This window comes from Paenibacillus sp. NRS-1760 (assembly GCF_050467785.1).
Lineage (GTDB): Bacteria > Bacillota > Bacilli > Paenibacillales > Paenibacillaceae > Pristimantibacillus.
On record NZ_JBITPK010000021.1, the window covers coordinates 547,694 to 565,935 of the forward strand.

Annotated in this window: 9 protein-coding genes; all 9 read right to left on the minus strand. The window is 44.7% G+C overall.

Annotation, left to right across the window (positions count from 1 at the left end; translation table 11 throughout):
- Positions 1–23 precede the first annotated feature (23 nt).
- The gene (locus ACIFSR_RS30455; protein ID WP_430062424.1) at positions 24–902 is read right to left on the minus strand and encodes a carbohydrate ABC transporter permease; all 879 of its coding nucleotides are present in this window, start codon (positions 900–902) and stop codon (positions 24–26) included.
- Positions 903–914: 12 nt separating this feature from the next.
- Positions 915–1,847, minus strand: coding sequence for an ABC transporter permease (locus ACIFSR_RS30460; RefSeq protein ID WP_339208115.1), 933 nt, complete (start codon positions 1,845–1,847; stop codon positions 915–917).
- A gap of 1 nt (position 1,848) precedes the next feature.
- Positions 1,849–3,693, minus strand: a complete 1,845-nt coding sequence (locus tag ACIFSR_RS30465; RefSeq protein ID WP_430062428.1) for a right-handed parallel beta-helix repeat-containing protein — start codon at positions 3,691–3,693, stop codon at positions 1,849–1,851.
- A gap of 178 nt (positions 3,694–3,871) precedes the next feature.
- A complete protein-coding gene (locus ACIFSR_RS30470) occupies positions 3,872–6,661 on the minus strand; it encodes a hypothetical protein (RefSeq protein WP_430062431.1) in 2,790 nt (929 codons plus the stop codon).
- Positions 6,662–6,664: 3 nt separating this feature from the next.
- Positions 6,665–8,806, minus strand: coding sequence for a glycoside hydrolase family 36 protein (locus ACIFSR_RS30475; RefSeq protein ID WP_430062433.1), 2,142 nt, complete (start codon positions 8,804–8,806; stop codon positions 6,665–6,667).
- A gap of 69 nt (positions 8,807–8,875) precedes the next feature.
- A complete protein-coding gene (locus ACIFSR_RS30480; protein ID WP_430062435.1) occupies positions 8,876–10,402 on the minus strand; it encodes a response regulator in 1,527 nt (508 codons plus the stop codon).
- 7 nt (positions 10,403–10,409) lie between these two features.
- Positions 10,410–12,191 (minus strand): sensor histidine kinase, encoded by a 1,782-nt coding sequence (locus tag ACIFSR_RS30485; RefSeq protein ID WP_430062437.1) that lies wholly within the window; start codon positions 12,189–12,191, stop codon positions 10,410–10,412.
- A gap of 136 nt (positions 12,192–12,327) precedes the next feature.
- Positions 12,328–12,933, minus strand: coding sequence for an SGNH/GDSL hydrolase family protein (locus tag ACIFSR_RS30490; protein ID WP_339208109.1), 606 nt, complete (start codon positions 12,931–12,933; stop codon positions 12,328–12,330).
- 15 nt (positions 12,934–12,948) lie between these two features.
- The gene (locus ACIFSR_RS30495; protein WP_430063185.1) at positions 12,949–18,108 is read right to left on the minus strand and encodes an S-layer homology domain-containing protein; all 5,160 of its coding nucleotides are present in this window, start codon (positions 18,106–18,108) and stop codon (positions 12,949–12,951) included.
- Positions 18,109–18,242 lie beyond the last annotated feature (134 nt).

The following is an 18,242-nucleotide window of genomic DNA, read 5'->3' on the forward strand; positions in this document are numbered from 1 at the left end:
CATTCTAGTAATCTGACTGACTTTCAACTCTTGATTGATCCAATCATCACCCCTTTAACAAAGTGCTTCTGAATGAAAGGATATACAATGATGATGGGAATGACAGAAACCATTACAATCGCATTCTTAATGGTGTCACCCAGCATGAAATCCTTGCTTACGAAGCTGCCGCTGCGGGTCAATTCCATATTGTTATTAATCAGAACATCCCTTAACACCATCGCTAACGGCCATAGTTCCTTATCGTTAAGAAACAACATCGGAACGTACCAGTTGTTCCATTGACCAACCGCGATAAATAATGCGATAGTTGCCAGAGCAGGAAACGATAAGGGGATGATGATCTGGAAGAACACTCTCATATAACCAGCCCCATCGATTTTTGCTGATTCCTCCAGATCAATTGGGATATTTTGAAAAAATGTTTTGAGCACAATCAAGTTATAAGTGCTTAACGCTGCCGGAATGATCATAACGGCCAAACTATTTACCATCCCAAGGCTCTTGATTAGCAAGTAATAAGGAATGAGCCCCCCGCCAAAAAACATCGTGAATATGATAAAGAGAAAGATAGCGGTTCTACCCGGAAGATCTTGTTTCGTCAACGGATATGCCGCAATAGATGTAATCAAAAGCTGGTATAGCGTACCAATAACCGTAACGAATACGGAAACCACAACCGACATAAGAATCGTATTTTTCGAGAAAACGTATTCATAGGCTTCAAAGGAAATACTTCGCGGAATGATATTAAATCTCGTTTTGACTGCTTCTTCATACGGCAGTACGGATCCAACAAGTACATGCCAGAACGGGTAAAGCATAATACAAGCCATGAAAACTAAAAAAATGATGTTCAGTATGTCAAATATTTTCCCAGAAACACTCGTAGATCGCACCATTATTCAATCACCTCAGTAAATGCCATGTCCGTTCATTTTTTTAGCCGCGCTGTTTACCGCGATAAGAAGAACAAAATTGATTACGTTTAAGAATAACCCGATTGCGGTTGCCATGCTATACTGTCCTTGCGTCAGCCCGATTCGGTAAACGTAGGTATCGATAACATCGCCGCTTTCATAGACCATCGGGTTGTACATATTAAACACTTGGTCGAAACCACCGCTCATCATGCTGCCAAAATTCAATATTAACAAAATCGATATGATCGGCAGCAAGCTTGGCAATGTAATGTGAACAATCTGTTTCCAGCGGTTAGCGCCATCGATCACGGATGCCTCATACAGATCCGGATTGACACCGGACAATGCCGCCAGAAAAATAATCGTTCCCCATCCGACTTCCTTCCAAATTCCTGAAATGACCAATAGTGGCCGGAACATGCTGTTGCTTGTCAAGAAATTAACAGGATCTCCGCCGAACAGAACAATAATGCTATTGACCAAACCCTCGTTAGACAGCAGTGCGAACAATATACCCGAGATCGTTACCCACGAGATGAAGTGGGGCAAATAAATAATCGTTTGAATCGATCGCTTGAAGATTCTGTGCCTTACTTCATTTAAAAGAATAGCCAGAATAATCGGAGCAGGAAATCCAAATAGGAGACGCATTAAATTGATTTCAATCGTGTTGGTAAAAACCTGCCAAAACTTATCGGTCGCGAAAATTTGTTCGAAGTGCTTAAATCCTACCCATGGACTGCCTAAAATTCCTTTCGTAATCCAAAATTCTTTAAATGCGATCGATGCACCATACATGGGGATGTAACTAAATATAATTAAAAACGCAACGGCAGGAAGCAGCATGAGATACAGCATTTTATATTTGACTATTCTTCTGCGTACATCCTTACCCGCTACGGCTTTCGCCCCAATTGTCGCCATATTATAGCTCACCTGTCTTCTTCTGCAGCCTGAACCGGCTGTCGTCTCTATTGAATCCGATGTTATTAAGCAAATTCACATTCATACTAGTCGCGTTATCAATATAAATATGATCCTCTGTTGTTTCAACCGTGGACAATCTTCTGTTGTTCTCGATCCAAACCTCTTTACAATGGCTTGCCATTAAACTTCCCTGATAATATTCCGGGTGGAGAAAGCCATTCTCATCTCCATAGGCATGCGATTTGAGCCTCATAGCATTGGAATTCAGAATGGCATTATTGCGGATATATACCCTTCTGCAGGATGAAGCATAAACCGCTTGCTGCGGACAATTGATAATTGTATTATTCTCGATCCACACTCGGTCAAAGACCGCATATTGCGTTCTACCCATGGCAAGATATACACCCATGTAGATAACGGCCATGTTCCAGTGATTCACATCGCAGCTGTCAATCAAATTATTGCGGATACGCAGATTGCTTACTCCAAATCCTTCCGACCAGCGAGACTCGGAACCGCACTCAATTTGAATCGCTGACCCTTGATTCATAAAGAAATGATTGTTCTCCACCAAGCCATTGCTTGAATGTAGCAATATCCCTCTTGCGCGATTATGGTGAAAGAAATTATTGCGAACGATATAGTTGCTGGAATCATATCTTCGATTAAAAAGTATCGCGCGTTCTGAAACCTCGGCTGGGATCGGTTTTTCAAAGGTAAGCGTGCAGGTGTTATATTCCTTGTTCCATTCCACGCCTGCGATACGCTCCGTGATCTCGGCAGGCGACAGATCTTCATTTCGAAACTCGACTTCGTCCCCTACTGCAAAGGGATTACGCCATGCTAGCACACGAATTATACTTAAGGTCCGATCATCGATTCGCTTGAAACCCTGAACTGAATTATCGTGAATGTTCAGGCAATCGTCGCCGTTGTAGCTGAAATCGCAGTTTTCAATCATAAAGTAACCTAGAGAATTACTGATATGGCAGCCATCTGCCGTGACGGAAATGCAACGCGTCGTTCCTGGCCGTTTCACAATTCTGCATTGTCGCAGCGCCCAATGGTGTTGATCTCCCGACGCCACGAAAGCATGTCCTGGCGCAGAATAGATCGTTACATGCTCGATTTGCAAATGCTGATTGCTTTTAAGTTCGAAAGCGTTCGCGTCATAAATGTAATGACGTACGATGTAAGCTTGCCCTGGATTCAGAAAGTGAAAATCTTCGGGGTTGGACAGTGCAATTCGGAACGTATTGAGATCCTGGCGACTAATATTCCGGAAATGGGTTTTGTGGAATTCACGACCTAACTCGCAGCCTGCAGATAACGTCAGCGGGTTCATCGCGTTTAATGTCCGTATGTTCAGATCGCTCGGCGCTTGCGAATACTCCGGAAAGTGAAGATCGAAATATGCGCTGTCTGAGGCCACTTCCCTTACTAGTCCGATGCTTGCCAATTGCCCGCTTTCCCAGTCCCAATCGACAGTGAAGTTTTTGAATATCGTCCGTACGCAATTCCTTATGGTAAAGAAGACTTCCACCGTAGAAAAGATGAATTCAGAGCCGCCACCATCGAACTGAAAATCGTGCATCCCTTCGAATATAGGATGATTGCCATTATAAAATCGATATATTCCCGAAGGGACGACAAGCTCGGACGAACGTTCCCGTTTGCAATAATCAATAGCATTCTGAAAGGCACTCCCGTTACAATACCCTTCCTCGGATCTAGCACCGAAATCAGCGACGCTAACTCTCTTATATCCACTCCATTCCGGAGCACTAATTGAGATTTCAGACATGCTCACGGCTGTATCATCATTCTTTACGCGCTCCACTCACCTGCCTCCTCTCTCTAACCACGCCTGTTAACTCTCTTGCTATATTAATTGTGCCATAGACGGCCATCCCTTAATATGTGCTGAGAATAGAACATTGGATGTAGTTTGTTACGATGTTGTATGGATCCTTATTCAAAAAAAATGCCCCGATCGGTGATCGAGGCGTCCTGCGTCCCTATAGCTCAGTGAGTATAACGTTATCGTATAGCACAGTCGCATTATACGTTTCTAACCCAATCCTCCCCTTGCTGAACGTAAAAGCAGGATCTGTTGCACTTAGTTGAAGAATGCCATCCACATACAAGTTTATTTGATTTCCAATAACTTCAACTGACACGCGATAAGTCGTCCCGACGTTGATCGTATAAGCTTTCGACGCCAGCACCGTCTGGGTTCCCGCTATCGTTTTCTTGATCGCCATCCCATGCATATTGCTGATATAAACAAAATATTTATGATTTGCATCCGTTAGACGAAAGACCAGATTCGCGAAACCGCCACTTCCCGCGGTATTGCTTATTTGAATATCGCTAGCTAACGTGTAGTTGCTCCACGAGTCGATCCCTGCCGTTGCAAGGCTCCCTGAATAGTCCGTCTGCCTGTATTTCTTACTGCCGCTATCCGTCACGACCGACCAACTGCCCGATTGCACGGTCCATCTTCCTGCGGAGCTCTCGAAGTTTTCGGATAATAAATAAATGGAATTATAGGTTAGTATAGGATTCCAATAAACAGTATCGTACAAATTGTTCGAATTCTGATTCACAACAAAACGTATCGCATCGCCTTTGATCACATCGAGCGTTATTGCGGGAGACGATACTGTCGTTCCGTAGATGACCTGTTGCCAGCCGCTCGCCGGCCAAATTTGCGCGTTGTTTTTCAAAATCTTAACGTTTACGCCATCCGCTCCCGCCCCCGTGTTCAACAGGTGAATGGCTTCGTTTGACGAGAGCGTAATTTCGCCGTCCTCCGGCGCTAACCATGTTCTTACAGAATCGCTGCCATCTGGAGATTGCAGATTTTCCCCTACGCTTAAGAAAGTCGAGCCATCCCGCCACATTCTCCATGGTGCGTAGTAATTTGCCAATGGCGTATAAGTCGTGCCATTCCATTTGTGATAGTACCAAACCGGTCCCTGCGAGATCGCCCCGACGTCCTTATCAGCTTCATACTTTCTTGTGGATGCCGGAATGGTTCCGCTGGTCGCACCTGCCGACGTTGTGCCTGAACTAATATTTCCATTGTTATCTTCGGCTTCAATCAAATAATAATAGGCCGTGCCGCTTTGAAGCTCTTGCCGATCGGTAAAGCTTGCTGTCGTTGATTCTCCAACCATATTACTGTAGGCAGGCGTAAAGTTTGGGGTCGTTGAACGGTAAATATTGTAGTGATTAAGTCCTGAACCCGTATCGGAAGCTGCCGTCCAAGATAACGATATGCTTAAGCTTCCGCTATTCCAAGCTGCCAATCCCCCGGACGGATTACCTGGCGCCACACTATCCAATGCGGAGATGGTACTGCCTAGATCGAATCCGGATGCGCTTCTCCATGCCGCCATCGTGTTGTAGCTGACCCCAAACCTTTCAGCTTGAAATGCCGTCCCGCTTACCTGATAGAATCGATTGTCATTGATAAGATCAACCGGTGCACTTAACCCAATTTTATAAGCTGAAGTTCCCGAAATTCCGTTCGCCATAATGATCCGATTATTCTGAAACGAATTTCCCGACCAAGGGTCCCCGGGTGACGCATCTTTACTGCTTAACGCACTCGTATTCGCTTGATCCACTACGATTAAATTATTTGCGACAACGAGATTTTTCAAGCCTGAATATCTCCCCGTATCCGCTGTAAAGTCGCTTAATGCGATTTGGCCCGATCCGATAGAGGTTTCTCCGCGGTTGCCCTTCACTTTATTGTCAGTGATTCTCGAATTAATGTTCGCCATCGTCGTCACGCCGTTGCCTTTATTATCATGAGCGTAATTATATTGTACGTTGACATATTCATTAGACCAATCAATGTTTAATCCGGATGCATCATGCCCCGTGTTGCTGTCGGACATATTGTAGACCTCGTTAAACATGACATCAACATATGAGCTAGCGACTGACCAAATTCCTCCCGGTCCCCAGGTGACCCCTGTTCCGGCATATTGACCGGCATCATGTACAAGGTTCCATTTTATCGTGCTATAATTCGAGTTCCCGATGACGATCCCTTGATTTCCAAGCTGAAATACCACATTATTGTGAACCTTAACATTGCGGAATAACGCAGAGCTTTTATGATTGTTCGATAATGTGTTATCCCAACCGGCAACTCCAATTGCTCTCCAACCCAAGTTATAGATTTCATTATGGCTAATAACGATATTTCGTGCGACTTCGCTATGCTTGTTTGTCGGATAAACCGCCGAAATCAGAATGCCTTCCGAATTGCTGTTTATTCCAGGACCGCGAACAAGGTTTCCATCTATCGTGATATTGGACCAGGCCCCTTCAGCATTATAAGTAATATCGATCGCTCTGTTCGTTGTAGTCGAGCTGGTTAGCCCATTCGTCGTCGTACACTCTATGTCCAATCCCGAAATGATCCAACCGCTCTCATTCGTCATGCTCACCACAGCCGGGGCCGAAGATCGAATGATAGGTTTGCTCCCGCTGCCATAGGCGGTAATTTGGATCGGAAGCAGAGCCGTTCCCGAACCGTTTAAGGTAACGCTTTCATTCCAAGTGTCACCTGATTTTAATAATAGTTTATCGCCAGGATTAAACGTAAGGTTAGAAATTTTAGCCAAAGTTTGCCAAGGAGTGCCTGCGCTAGTCCCGTTATTATTATCATTGCCCGTCGAACTGCTTACATAATAGGTCGTACCCGCTGCGTAAGCCCTGTCATTATGAACGAAGACAATCATTGCTATAACGAATATCAATGCAACAAAGACACACTTTTTGGCCATTGGCTACTCCTCCTCAATGTGCAACTCATACAGGCGTGCCGTAAATTCCGTTGGAAGTGTAACAACTAACGCATTCTCAAGCTGACTCCAGCTCCAACCACGGTTCTCATACTGAGGAAACCCACATCGAACCGTTACTTTCTTGCCGTCACAATCCGGAATAGGAAATCTCGCCTCTTTCGCTCCGCCTTCCAATCTCCATACAGCCACATAAGCCTTCTCACCGCTTCTAAGTCCAAGGCTAAGCCAATGATCGCCGTGTTTAGGCAAGCCAATCGGCCAAAATGGAAGAGCCTTCGGAATTAATGCTCGTATACTCTTATAATAGGAAATTCCTTCGCGAATCAGTTCAAAGCGATCCGATGCAATGTCTGACAAGTGCCCGCTCTGATGAACTCGCATTAACATGCCGTTCACCATGTTAAAGATGACCTCTTCCCGATCTCCTTCTTTAAGCGGATATGACCAAGCAGCGGATTGCTCTGGTGTGAGCGCCGTAGGAGCAGCAGCAGATATCGCCGCAAACTTGCGGTAATCCATCTGATCGCTAATGGACTGCACGCTGTGCCTGGCGAGCAAAGCATAATCCATACGCAAACCGCCGCTTCCACAATTCTCGATGACCAAATCCGGATAACGAGCAAATAAGCTATCAAGCCAGCGCAGGTAGGCACGATTATGCTGAAGCAAGCCATCGCCGAAGCTATCGGCGTTAACCTCAGTACCAATGCCTGCATTAATGTTATAGTCCATTTTGATGTAACCGACCTTGTACTTCGTCACTAGACGATCGATTACTTCATCTGCATATTGAATGACCTCGGGATGTCGATAATCCAATTGATACCTGCCGTGATCAATGACCCGTTTGCCATGTCGCATGAAAAACCATTCATCCGACACTTGCTGCGCTAAGGGGCAATGAATGCCCATGACTTCAAGTTCCAGCCAAAGTCCCGGGATTAAACCTTTCGCCCGGATGTAGTCGAGCACCTCCTGCAATCCGCCTGGGAAACGTCTTTGTGACGGTTGCCAAAGCCCTACATCGCTCCACCATTCGCCATCCGCATACCATCCAGCATCGATGCAATAATATTCGCAACCCGCCGAAGCAGCCGCATCGACTAAGGGTAAAATCTTCTCGGTCGTTGGATCAGCGAATAAACAATTCATGTAATCATTGAAAATAACGGGAAGCCGCTCATTGTCTTCATTCCAACGACGGATTTCTCGCCGATAACGCGTCAATTCCACAATTCCCTGTTCGAACCCTCCTTTGACAATCGCAATTGCCGCAGGAACGGACATAAATGCTTCACCTGGCGCGACATTTTTCCACCAATGGCTTTCATTCTCTGTAGGGCCGCTTAATTGCAAATAGAGTTGATCATTCGCCTTATCGCTAATCTCCCAATGCCAAGAACCGTTATGCTCGATTTGCCAGCACATGGCCATTCCCGCCTCAATATTTTCATATCCACCCATCGGATGAAGATCGGCGGTAGACCAGGTTCCCGAATTGCTGTACGAAAGTCTTTTGATCGAAAAATCATTTACTTTCGTTAAACCTAGCTCGGATAGCCTATAACTTCTCCACTGCAGCTCTCCGTGCCAAGCATTATGTGCAATATGAAGTCGACTTTTGGTTTCCCATGACCCGCGGCTTCCGCCCGAGATACCAGTCACTGTAAACGAGGAGACATATTCCATCGGAATGGAATTCAAACTCTGATTGACGACCTCCGTCCAAGCTCGGATGACAGGGATATCGTTATAAAATTGATAGTGAACCGTCACCCACATACCCCTATCTTCCATAACCACTTCAAGTTTTCTTCCAATTTCGTTATAGAAATCTCTGTGGCAATCGTACTTCAGCCTACCTCCCGGCATTGTCCCTGTGTATTTAGACGCATGATGATCGTTCCGATCTTCACCCGTCACTTGCAGTTCGACGATTCGGCGCGTTCCTCGTACCTCCTCTGTTCCTCGTACATCTTCATTCGCTGGGAAGGGAGACAAATGAACCAGACGGACATCTCCGCATTCGGCAATCTGTATCTCCAAATAAATTCCATTTTCATAAATTCTAATCCAACTCAGCACTTCCATCGTATCCATCTCCATACCATAGGCCCTTGTCACTTTTCATTCACCCTCTATTCTTGATTGATGGTTCTCATTGTGACACGGGCTCGAAGGCATTTCTATGTATTAATCAAAGAGATTTGGATGTGGTTTCTTGTGTACGATGTTTTTATTGTCAATGCGCTGTTTGTACTCTAGCGGCGACTGACCAAGATGTTTCTTGAATAGCTTGCTGAAATGGGCATAATCTTCATATCCAACTAACTTTCCGACATCATATAGTGATATATCCTCTTTCAATAGCGTAATAGCCGCATCAAGCCTTTTCTGAATGAGGAAATGGATAAAGCTTTGGCCCTTCTCCTGTTTAAACAGATGACTCAAATAGTTTGGGCTAATAAAGTACTGCTGGGCAAACTCTTTGAGAGATAGTTTGTGCGCATATCGTCGTTCGATGTCCTTGATAATCTCCTCAACGATTGGAAATGTTGTTAACTCCGACGGTTTCTTCTTATGCTCGTCAATTAACATTCTCATTTGTACAAGCAAATCATGGGGATTGCCGTAGTGGAGGACCAGATCTTGAACGGTAATGGAGTCCTCAGCTAATGATTGGGTCGACGAAGAGAAGTTCTTGATCACCACGACAAAAAAATTATAGATTTCAACTAGCCCACTTAAATGAATTTGATCTTTGGCGATTCCTCTATGTAAATCGAATAACGCCGCTTCCAGATGCTCAAGCTTTGTTGCTTTGCCTATCCGCTCCATGATAGACGGCAATGCCGCGTTTACTCTCGGCCTATAGCGGTAAACGCCTATCCTGCGGTTCAAGCTCGAGGTTTCAGCCATCATATTCGCTTGGTTGTAATATTTTGCGATTTGACTGTCGGAGTCGTTCGACAGACTTATTCCTACATCCCATTGAAACTCTGCGGCCATGGTTAGTATGTTTTTATATAATGACTTAAACGTATTCGAATCCATGTCGGAACGACTTAATAAATACGTCCATTTGAGTGGACTCGCCATGGCACGGAATAAAGCAACACCATGCTCTTGCAGCAATCGATCCGATCTCAGCAAGGATTGCTCCGATATGGCTGTTTTGCTTTTAACGATAGCAAAGGCATATCCTGATCCTGCTCCGGTTCCCATTTCAACTCCCAAACCTTTTAACAGCTTTGATACTTGTTGTACGGTTAATCCCTTCTCGATCATTTCCAAAAACAACATGGAGTTGTGGTAGGTTTGAAGTACGCGCTGATCCCGATCACGTTTAGCTAACCGATTGCTGCAATTATTTAACGTATCCCGCAATTCCTGTTCGTTGACAGGTTTAAGCAGATAGGCAAAGCAGCCCAGCTCCAGCGCTTGTTTCGCGTAGCTGAATTCACTGTATGCGCTCATGAACACCACCAGCGTATGGGGAGAAACACGGTTCACGAAAGACAATAAATCCAAGCCGCTTTTCCCTGGCATACGAATATCACTGATCACGATATCGATCGATTGCCGCTTCAATAGGCTTTCAGCCATATGTACGTCGTTTAATTTCGCTACAATTTGAAAGCCGAGTGCTTCCCAATCCACAATTTGTTCCATATCCTTCAATATCCACGGCTCATCATCAACGAGGATCAACTTGTACATCGTTTACTCACCCTTTCGCTTTAAGCGGTACGCTGACCGTCACAACCGTACCCCTATTTTTCCAACTCTTGATGGATAGTCCATAGGGCTTGCCATAATAGATTTGAATTCTTTTATGAATATTGACGAGCCCGATTCCTTGTCCCAGCCCTGCGGTTTCGGATGAGTTCTTATTCATGCTTTCAAACTCTTGACGCATGCGCATCAAGCGTTCCTCGCTCATTCCGACTCCGTTATCCATCACCTTGATCAGCAATTGATTCTCCTCATTGATAGTCGCATGGATGTGAATGATCCATCGCCCAGTTTTTCCTTCGAGACCATGAAATAAGGCGTTCTCCACAAGCGGCTGAAGAATGAGCTTCACGATCGAACGGGCTCCGAGACCCTGATTTATGATTACTTTAAACTGCAGCCGTTCTCCAAACCTTATTTTTTGAATATCTATATATCGCTCCAGGTGCTCAAGCTCTTTGTGCAGAAGAACAAATTCATCCGTACGTGTAATGTAGCGGAAATAAGAGACGAGATTGTCAATTGCGACAGCTACCTCCCTCTTTGCGTTGGACAAGGCCATGCCTCTTATAGAGTGAAGCACGTTATACAAAAAATGAGAATTAATCTGGCTTTGGAGCCCATTTAACTGAAACATTCGTTTCTCCATTTCTGTTTCATAGAGCTGCTGCTGTGATTGCAGCAGATTGTCCGTAAGCTTCTTGATTTCATTCATCATATTGTTATAGTGGTCCTGAATAATTGTGATTTCATTCTTATAGCCGAATCTCAACCGGGCATCCAGGTCACCACTCGCTGCGCTATCGAATATATCGGCCATCTTAGTAATAGGATGGGTTAAACGAATATTAAAGGAGATCGCAACCCAGATGACGATTAGAACCATGATCGCTATAGCCGAAATCACGATATACTGAATGATTGATGCTTTTCCCACCAGCTTATCCTCATTAATTAATGCAACGAACTTCCAACCTAAGCTTTTGATCGGGAGTGACTGGTACAAGTAATTGATGCCGTTCATTTGAAAATCGATGACTTTGTGATCCTGGTTCATTCTAGTCTGGGCATATATTTGTTCAAAATCGGGATTATTAGTCGAAGAGCCAATGAGATCGCCACTCTCGTTCATAATATAAAGCTCTGCTTTATCCGCCAAATCCGCTGAGCGTAATATTTGCTGTATCCACTCCGTATCCAATAACAAAACGCCTATGTAAATTTCCTGCAGGTATCGGTTTGGGAGAACGGATTTAACCTTCCTGAAAGCCAGTATGCCCTGGTCTTTTGAAAATGGAGGAGAAATCTGCAGCTTATTGCTTAGTCTGTTCTTATTTTCCATCTCTTTCAAATACGCCACCATAGGATGCATAAGCAGTTCTCCTGTGGATACTAAGCGAAAATCTTCTGAACTAATCATGCCGATGGATTTTAAGGCAGGTTCCAGTGACAAATACGAGTTTAAATTTTTCAGCAAAATATCGGATTCCTGCCATGATTTATTCTCGAGCATGATGGACTGAACGTTCCGGTTAAAGAAAATCGACTTTGAAAGCTGATCCATTCGGTAAAAATATTCGTCGAAACGATTGTTAGTTTGCGTCACGAAAATATTAATATTATCGAGTGCGTTCTTTTTTAGAATATTAATATAAGAAAAATAGCCCACTGTCCCTAGAAGGAGAATGGGCAAAACGGCAATACAAATATTTGTGAGGATCATCCGAAAGCTTAATCTATACTTTGTTGTATAGGACACCAGTTCTTTAAACATGAGATCCTCCGAGACATATGATGATGGCAACAATTTCTCAGCAGTTCGGACAAGGGTTAACGACTCAATAATGTCACAATATAATCGGTTTGTCTATGTGTTTTATTTTGAGTTCGGGTTTGCTTTTATGTGTTTTTTATTGTGCGAACCCGCAAGCCTTCAACCAATTGATGGCCATTAGCAAATTCCCGGCAGAATTCATATGAACTTGATCCACGGTTAGTGTTTTGCCGCGCTGCTCCCTTAAATATGCTGTAAATGACTGAAACTGAGGCACGAGAATGGCTTCGAATTCCGCCGCGACTTCTCTAATTATCTGATTATAGGGAAGAAGTCGTTCATTCTTCCCGTCGTTCGAATCTTCGGATAGGATTGTCGTTTCCATTACTATCAACGATGACCCCGTTTTGCTTTTCGTTTCAGCCAATAATTCCCGGTAGGTTTCTCTGAAATCATCGCAGCTGACATTTTTCCATTCATCATTTATGCCAATTGATACGGTAAGCCAGTCCGGCTTTAACTCAATTACATCTTCATTCCAACGTGCCTTTAGATCCAATATCGTCTCACCGCTTATCCCACGGTTCTCTACCTGCAAAGAGATCTCCGGTCGTACGATCGATAAGTAATCCCGAACGATGCGTACATATCCGCCTCCTATATTTTCAGGGTCATCCTTTCTGCCGCAATCCGTAATGCTGTCGCCAATAAATATAATTTTCTGTCCTTCCTGTAGCAACATGTGCCATCGCTCCCTTTATTTATTCAATAGATTGTAAACGAGTTGGGCAGCTTCCGCCCGTGTCGCATTGCTCTGAGGCGCAAACAAGTTGCTTCCTCTTCCACGCACCAAGTTAGCTTCTTCGGCAGCGGCAATGTAGGGTAGAGCCCATCTCGGAATATCATGCGCATCGGTATAGACGACTGTCGCCACAGGCTTTGGTTGAATGCCGGCCGAACGCACGATCATCGTGACCATTTCCGCTCGGCTGATGAATTGGTCTGGGGCAAACTGATTTGCGCTTATGCCTGAAGTGATTCCAGCTTTAATTGCTGCCGCTACACTATCCGCATACCATGCTTCCTCTTTGACGTCGATGAACGAATTGCTCACACCATCGGCCTCCAGGTTTAAAGCATTCGCCAGTAAAGTTACGAATTCTGCTCTGGTCGTTTTTCCTTCAGGGTTAAATCTCCACTCATCCACACCATTGACAATATGCTTTGCTGCCAATATTTGAAGCACCCGCTTCACCCAGTGACCTTCCTTCACGTCGCTGAAAGTCTTGTTATACTCCATAACCGAATACATGCTAAGATGCTGCAGCGTTACCTTAACTTGATTCATGACCTCATCGATTTCACCGCCGACATATTCCCATTGCATCTTCGCCTTATCGTAATAGTAAATACCGAGAAGCTTCTCATCGACTTGACCGGGATCATAAGGCAGAGATAGAGTAATGCCGCCTGAGACTATATCGGTTGGGATTTCACGATTATCGGCAGTCTTGAGCTTGACTTCGAAATCATATACTTCACCTGCGATTTTCATCGTCGCTTTGCTGCCGCTGATCGGCACGTTTAATATAGCAGAATCGTTAATAGGGCTCATGGTCACTTCAATCAAAGTACCGGTGATATTGCCTGATTGTTTTCTGAGATCATCCAGCGTCTCTTGACTGATGGTAATCGCTACTTTGCCAAGATGCACTTGAAGCGGATAATTCCCGACTTCCGATAAGAGGACGACAGCTTTCGATTGACCTTCATCCAACTTCACTTGCGCCGCCCCGTCCTTAATCTCTACCTTAGAGTGAACGTTGCCGACTTGGCTTCCAGAACTTCCGATACCACTCTCGCCTAAAGTGACGATTGATACTTCGTTAGAAAGACCGCTTTCGCCATATGCATCATAGGCCTCCGCTACAAAATAATAGGTCGTATCCTTTGTCAGCCCAGATACAGTAAGATGGGTGATGCTTCCCGCATCAATCTTGCTAGAATGCACTCCGCTGGCTGTACCGTACTTAATGTTATAACCTGTTGCTCCGGCTACCGCACTCCAACTTAATTGCGCCTCTCCATTTCCGGCTTTCGCGTTAATCGTTGGAGTTTCAAATATCTGTTTGTTAAGAATCAAATATCCATATTGAATTGGGGCTTTTCCAGCACCGATCCCACTGTTGTATTCAATCCATCCATTTCGGGAATCTCCATTACCCGGGTTGACGAAGCTTCCGTCGCTATAATTGGCAAGTACAGAGATCCCTAAGGCGGAACCGTCTTTAACTGAAATTCCTCCCGGGATGATTTCGCCCCAAGGAATACTCAATTCGTAACTAGTAGACTTCGTCGCTTCGTCTCTGATGATCTCCATTTCGCCTGCGGTAAACTCGCCTGCAGCTTTGCCGGCAATAGCATTGTAACGATACCCGACAGCCTGGCCTTCATCTGTTAACCCAAATGCGAATTCAGTGTATCCTTTGCTTCCCGGAATAGTTCCTCTATCGGGATCTATGGCGATCTGAATGCTGGAGCCTTTCCACAAATCGGCCGCATTCGAGATAGGCAAACGATGTACGTCTTCCATAACCTTAATTGCGATATACAAATTGTCATTATCCCACCGGGTATGCCCTAGTGCATTTAACCTTTGCGGAGTCCATTGATCAGAGAAAGTGCTTTCAATACTTTTCACCTGGGCTCTCTGATCCATGACAAACTCGGGCGTCCCCCATTCTTGGATTGAGCCGTCAATTGTCGGCCTAGATTGTGTGAATAAGCTGCGCAGGGCGGTAACTTGTTTGTTTACTTTAATCCGTCTCGACTCGGTAACACTCCCGGTCATATCGTAAGCCTTGTATTGCAGAGTATGCTCTCCATTGCTTAAGCCCTTTACGGTATATGCATAAGGCGATACCGTCATTTCCTGAATCAATCTATCATCCACGTACAGCTCAACCTTTTGAATGGGTTGTATTCCCGCGATATAAGGCATAGTCTGTAAATCGGCCACATTTAATTGATAACCATCGCGAAAAGTTGCGAAATCAACAATCTTCGGTTGCTCGGTTTCCGGGACAGTCGGTCCGGTTGTTAGATGGACAGCCTCTGAAGCAGCCCCTACATTTCCGCTCCGATCTTCCGCTTCTACCTTGTAATAATACGTCGTGTTTGGCTGTGCTTCTTCCCTATCAATAAAATTTGTCGTAGCGGATTCTCCCACCATATTGGAATAAGCTGGCGAAAAAGCCGCGTCTTCGCTTCGATAGATGTTATAGTGCAGGATCCCGTTCCCTTGATCTTCTGCCTCCGACCAGGATAACTCAGGATAATCGTTAAGCGTTGCGGTAACTTGATTTATCGTCGAAGGAATCGATTCATCAAGCGGCAGCACTCTTGTCTTGCCGTCAAACCCTGTACCCTGTTGCCATGATCCAAGACTCGTATAGGTAGCTCCATGATAAATCGAGCTAAAGGCTAGCGCTTCGTTAGCAACATTATTATGATCAATAACATCGAAGTTCGTGTTTGAAGCGATATCGAAAATAGTAAAGTTCGTTATTCCTCTGGCAACCGCAATGTGATTATCATGAATCTTATTTCCCGTCCACGTTCCATGGGGATTAGAAGCGCTATTGATCGCGGCTGAATTCTCTAAGTCTACGATGATCATATTATTGGCGACATCCAGATCATGCTCTCCTGATGAGAGATCGGGCCTGCCCGTGAAATTCCCGAGCGCGATTTGACCCTTTCCGTTCGACTGCTGCCCTTGATTGCCTCTGACTTTGTTATTCCATATTTTTGTTCCGTAGTTACTCATTGTCGTTATGCCGTTGCCTTTGTTATCGTGCGCGTAATTATACTGAACGGTAATATTGTCACAGTACCAATCCACGTTAACCCCTGATCCATCATAACCCGATCCGGCGTCCTTCATGTTATAAACCTCGTTGAATTTAATGACAGAATCCCGGGAGGCGATGATCCACAAGCCGCCTGGTCCCCAAGTGTCCACGCCGAGCCCTCCGTCATGAACAACATTTCTTTCTATAACGGAATGATGAGCATCTTGCAGAACGATTCCTTGGCTGGCAGTATGATGCACGTAGTTTCCGCTGATTTTAAATCTTCCAAAAAGCATCTGGGAGCGCAAATCCTCGTTTTTCGCGGTATCCCATCCAGCAGTGGTTATTCCATACCACCCCACATTATGGACCTCATTGTTAATTATCGACACATCCGTCGCAACCTCTTTGATGTCTGTTCCCGGAATCAACGCCGTAATCATAATTCCATTGCTATTACTGTTGTAATTAGCGCTGTACACATCATTCTCTTCAATTCGAAGATTTTCGTACCGCTCGGCATTATCATATATAACGTTAATTCCTGCTGTAATATTGCTCCATGATAACGTTGAAGAGGTTAGGATGTTGACGGCTAATCCCTTAATCGTCCAGTGGCTTAAATTATGTCCAGTGACTACACTTCCACCGTATGGAGCATTCCACGAAATGACAGGCTTAACGCCTAAACCATAAGAAGAAACAGTAATCGGATATTCCTTCGAGCCGGACCCCTTCAAAACAAGCGGTTCATTCCATGCGTCGCCCGATTTCAAGAGGATGGAATCCCCTGCACTGAAAGTCGAAATATTAATTTTATTCAGAGTTTTCCATGCGCGTTCAGCGCTTAAACCATCGTTCGCATCATCGCCAGTACTGGAACTAACATAATAAGCTGTATGACCATCCGAATTAACAGGTGCTAATACCTTTTGCACCTCGATATTATCAAAGTCCGCTGTTGCCCTCGACATCGTCAAAGCAATCTTTCCGGTTGCAAAAGATGTGTCTACTGTAGACAGTAGTTTAACGCCGTTAATATAAAAATCGATATATTTCCCCCCTGCTACACCTTTGAATGTATAGGACTTGCCCTTTTCCATGCTGAAAGCCGCTTCTGAAAGCGTTGTCACTTCTCCGTCCAAAACTTTGACAATCTGGATTTTCCCATCTTCGGTATACTGCAAATCATATCTGTTAAGACTATCCTGATATCTCAGGCTTAAGCCTACCGTTCCATCCTCGCTTATGGCTGTCGGCATAACTTGAGCTTGTACGGAATAATCAGCCCAAGCGCTATTGCCTGTATAGGAAATACCGCCGCTACTCTCCGTTTGCGAATAAACTTGATTAGCAGACAGATCTGTTACGGCAACATGATCGAATTGCGCCGATGAGGCCCATGTGGCAAGCGCTACCTTACCGGATGGAATATAACCGTTATCGTCCGTAGTCTCTATGACCAAATCACCGTCTTTATATACTTGGATTTGATTCCCTATCACATCGATTTTCAGATGCACAAACCTCGAGACATCAAGTGAAGGACCATCATATGCCTTTAACCAATCTTGAGCGCTGCCGTTTTGTTTCATCAGCCTGATGTACGATTCACTCATATACAAATAGTAAAAATTCTGGTTATCCTGATGCCGAAAATCCAGCATCGCTCCAGCGCCGCTGATCAACTTCACATCCGCTTCAAAGGAGTAATCTGTCCAAGCATTGCTCCCTGCAATTAGCTCTGATCCCCCGTTGCTGGAACTCTGTTGATAGACTTTGGACGTTTCGCCTTGTACGCTAGACCACTCGCCCCCATTATTAGTCCACCCTGCAGAACTTCCATTCTCGAATTCATCAGAAAATAAAGTTACTCCCGTACTATTAACGGTAGCCCAGGTTCCACTTTCGTGGGTCCAGGCTGCAGCTTCTTCATCTTCAAAATTGTCAAAGAAAATCGAGCTTTCGCCTGCTTGAGCATATGAAATATTCGCTCCCGTCGGCCAACTCATCGTCAACAACATCACAATCATCACAACTAGGAAAACTCGATTCCAAATCATTGTTTTCAATTAAATACCCCCCGTGATAGGATCCCTTCTTAACATCATTATCCTATCACTTCGTCCATCTCTATTAACATGTACTTATCTTTGAAACTGCTATGTGTTTTGGTGGTATTTTGGCTTCAATATTT

Bases quoted from the DNA above. Each gene is read 5' to 3' on its own strand.
- ACIFSR_RS30460 (WP_339208115.1), bottom strand. From the start codon at position 1,847: ATGGCGACAATTGGGGCGAAAGCCGTAGCGGGTAAGGATGTACGCAGA.
- ACIFSR_RS30470 (WP_430062431.1), bottom strand. From the start codon at position 6,661: ATGGCCAAAAAGTGTGTCTTTGTTGCATTGATATTCGTTATAGCAATG.
- ACIFSR_RS30480 (WP_430062435.1), bottom strand. From the start codon at position 10,402: ATGTACAAGTTGATCCTCGTTGATGATGAGCCGTGGATATTGAAGGAT.
- ACIFSR_RS30490 (WP_339208109.1), bottom strand. From the start codon at position 12,933: ATGTTGCTACAGGAAGGACAGAAAATTATATTTATTGGCGACAGCATT.
- ACIFSR_RS30485 (WP_430062437.1), bottom strand. From the start codon at position 12,191: ATGTTTAAAGAACTGGTGTCCTATACAACAAAGTATAGATTAAGCTTT.
- ACIFSR_RS30455 (WP_430062424.1), bottom strand. From the start codon at position 902: ATGGTGCGATCTACGAGTGTTTCTGGGAAAATATTTGACATACTGAAC.
- ACIFSR_RS30495 (WP_430063185.1), bottom strand. From the start codon at position 18,108: ATGATTTGGAATCGAGTTTTCCTAGTTGTGATGATTGTGATGTTGTTG.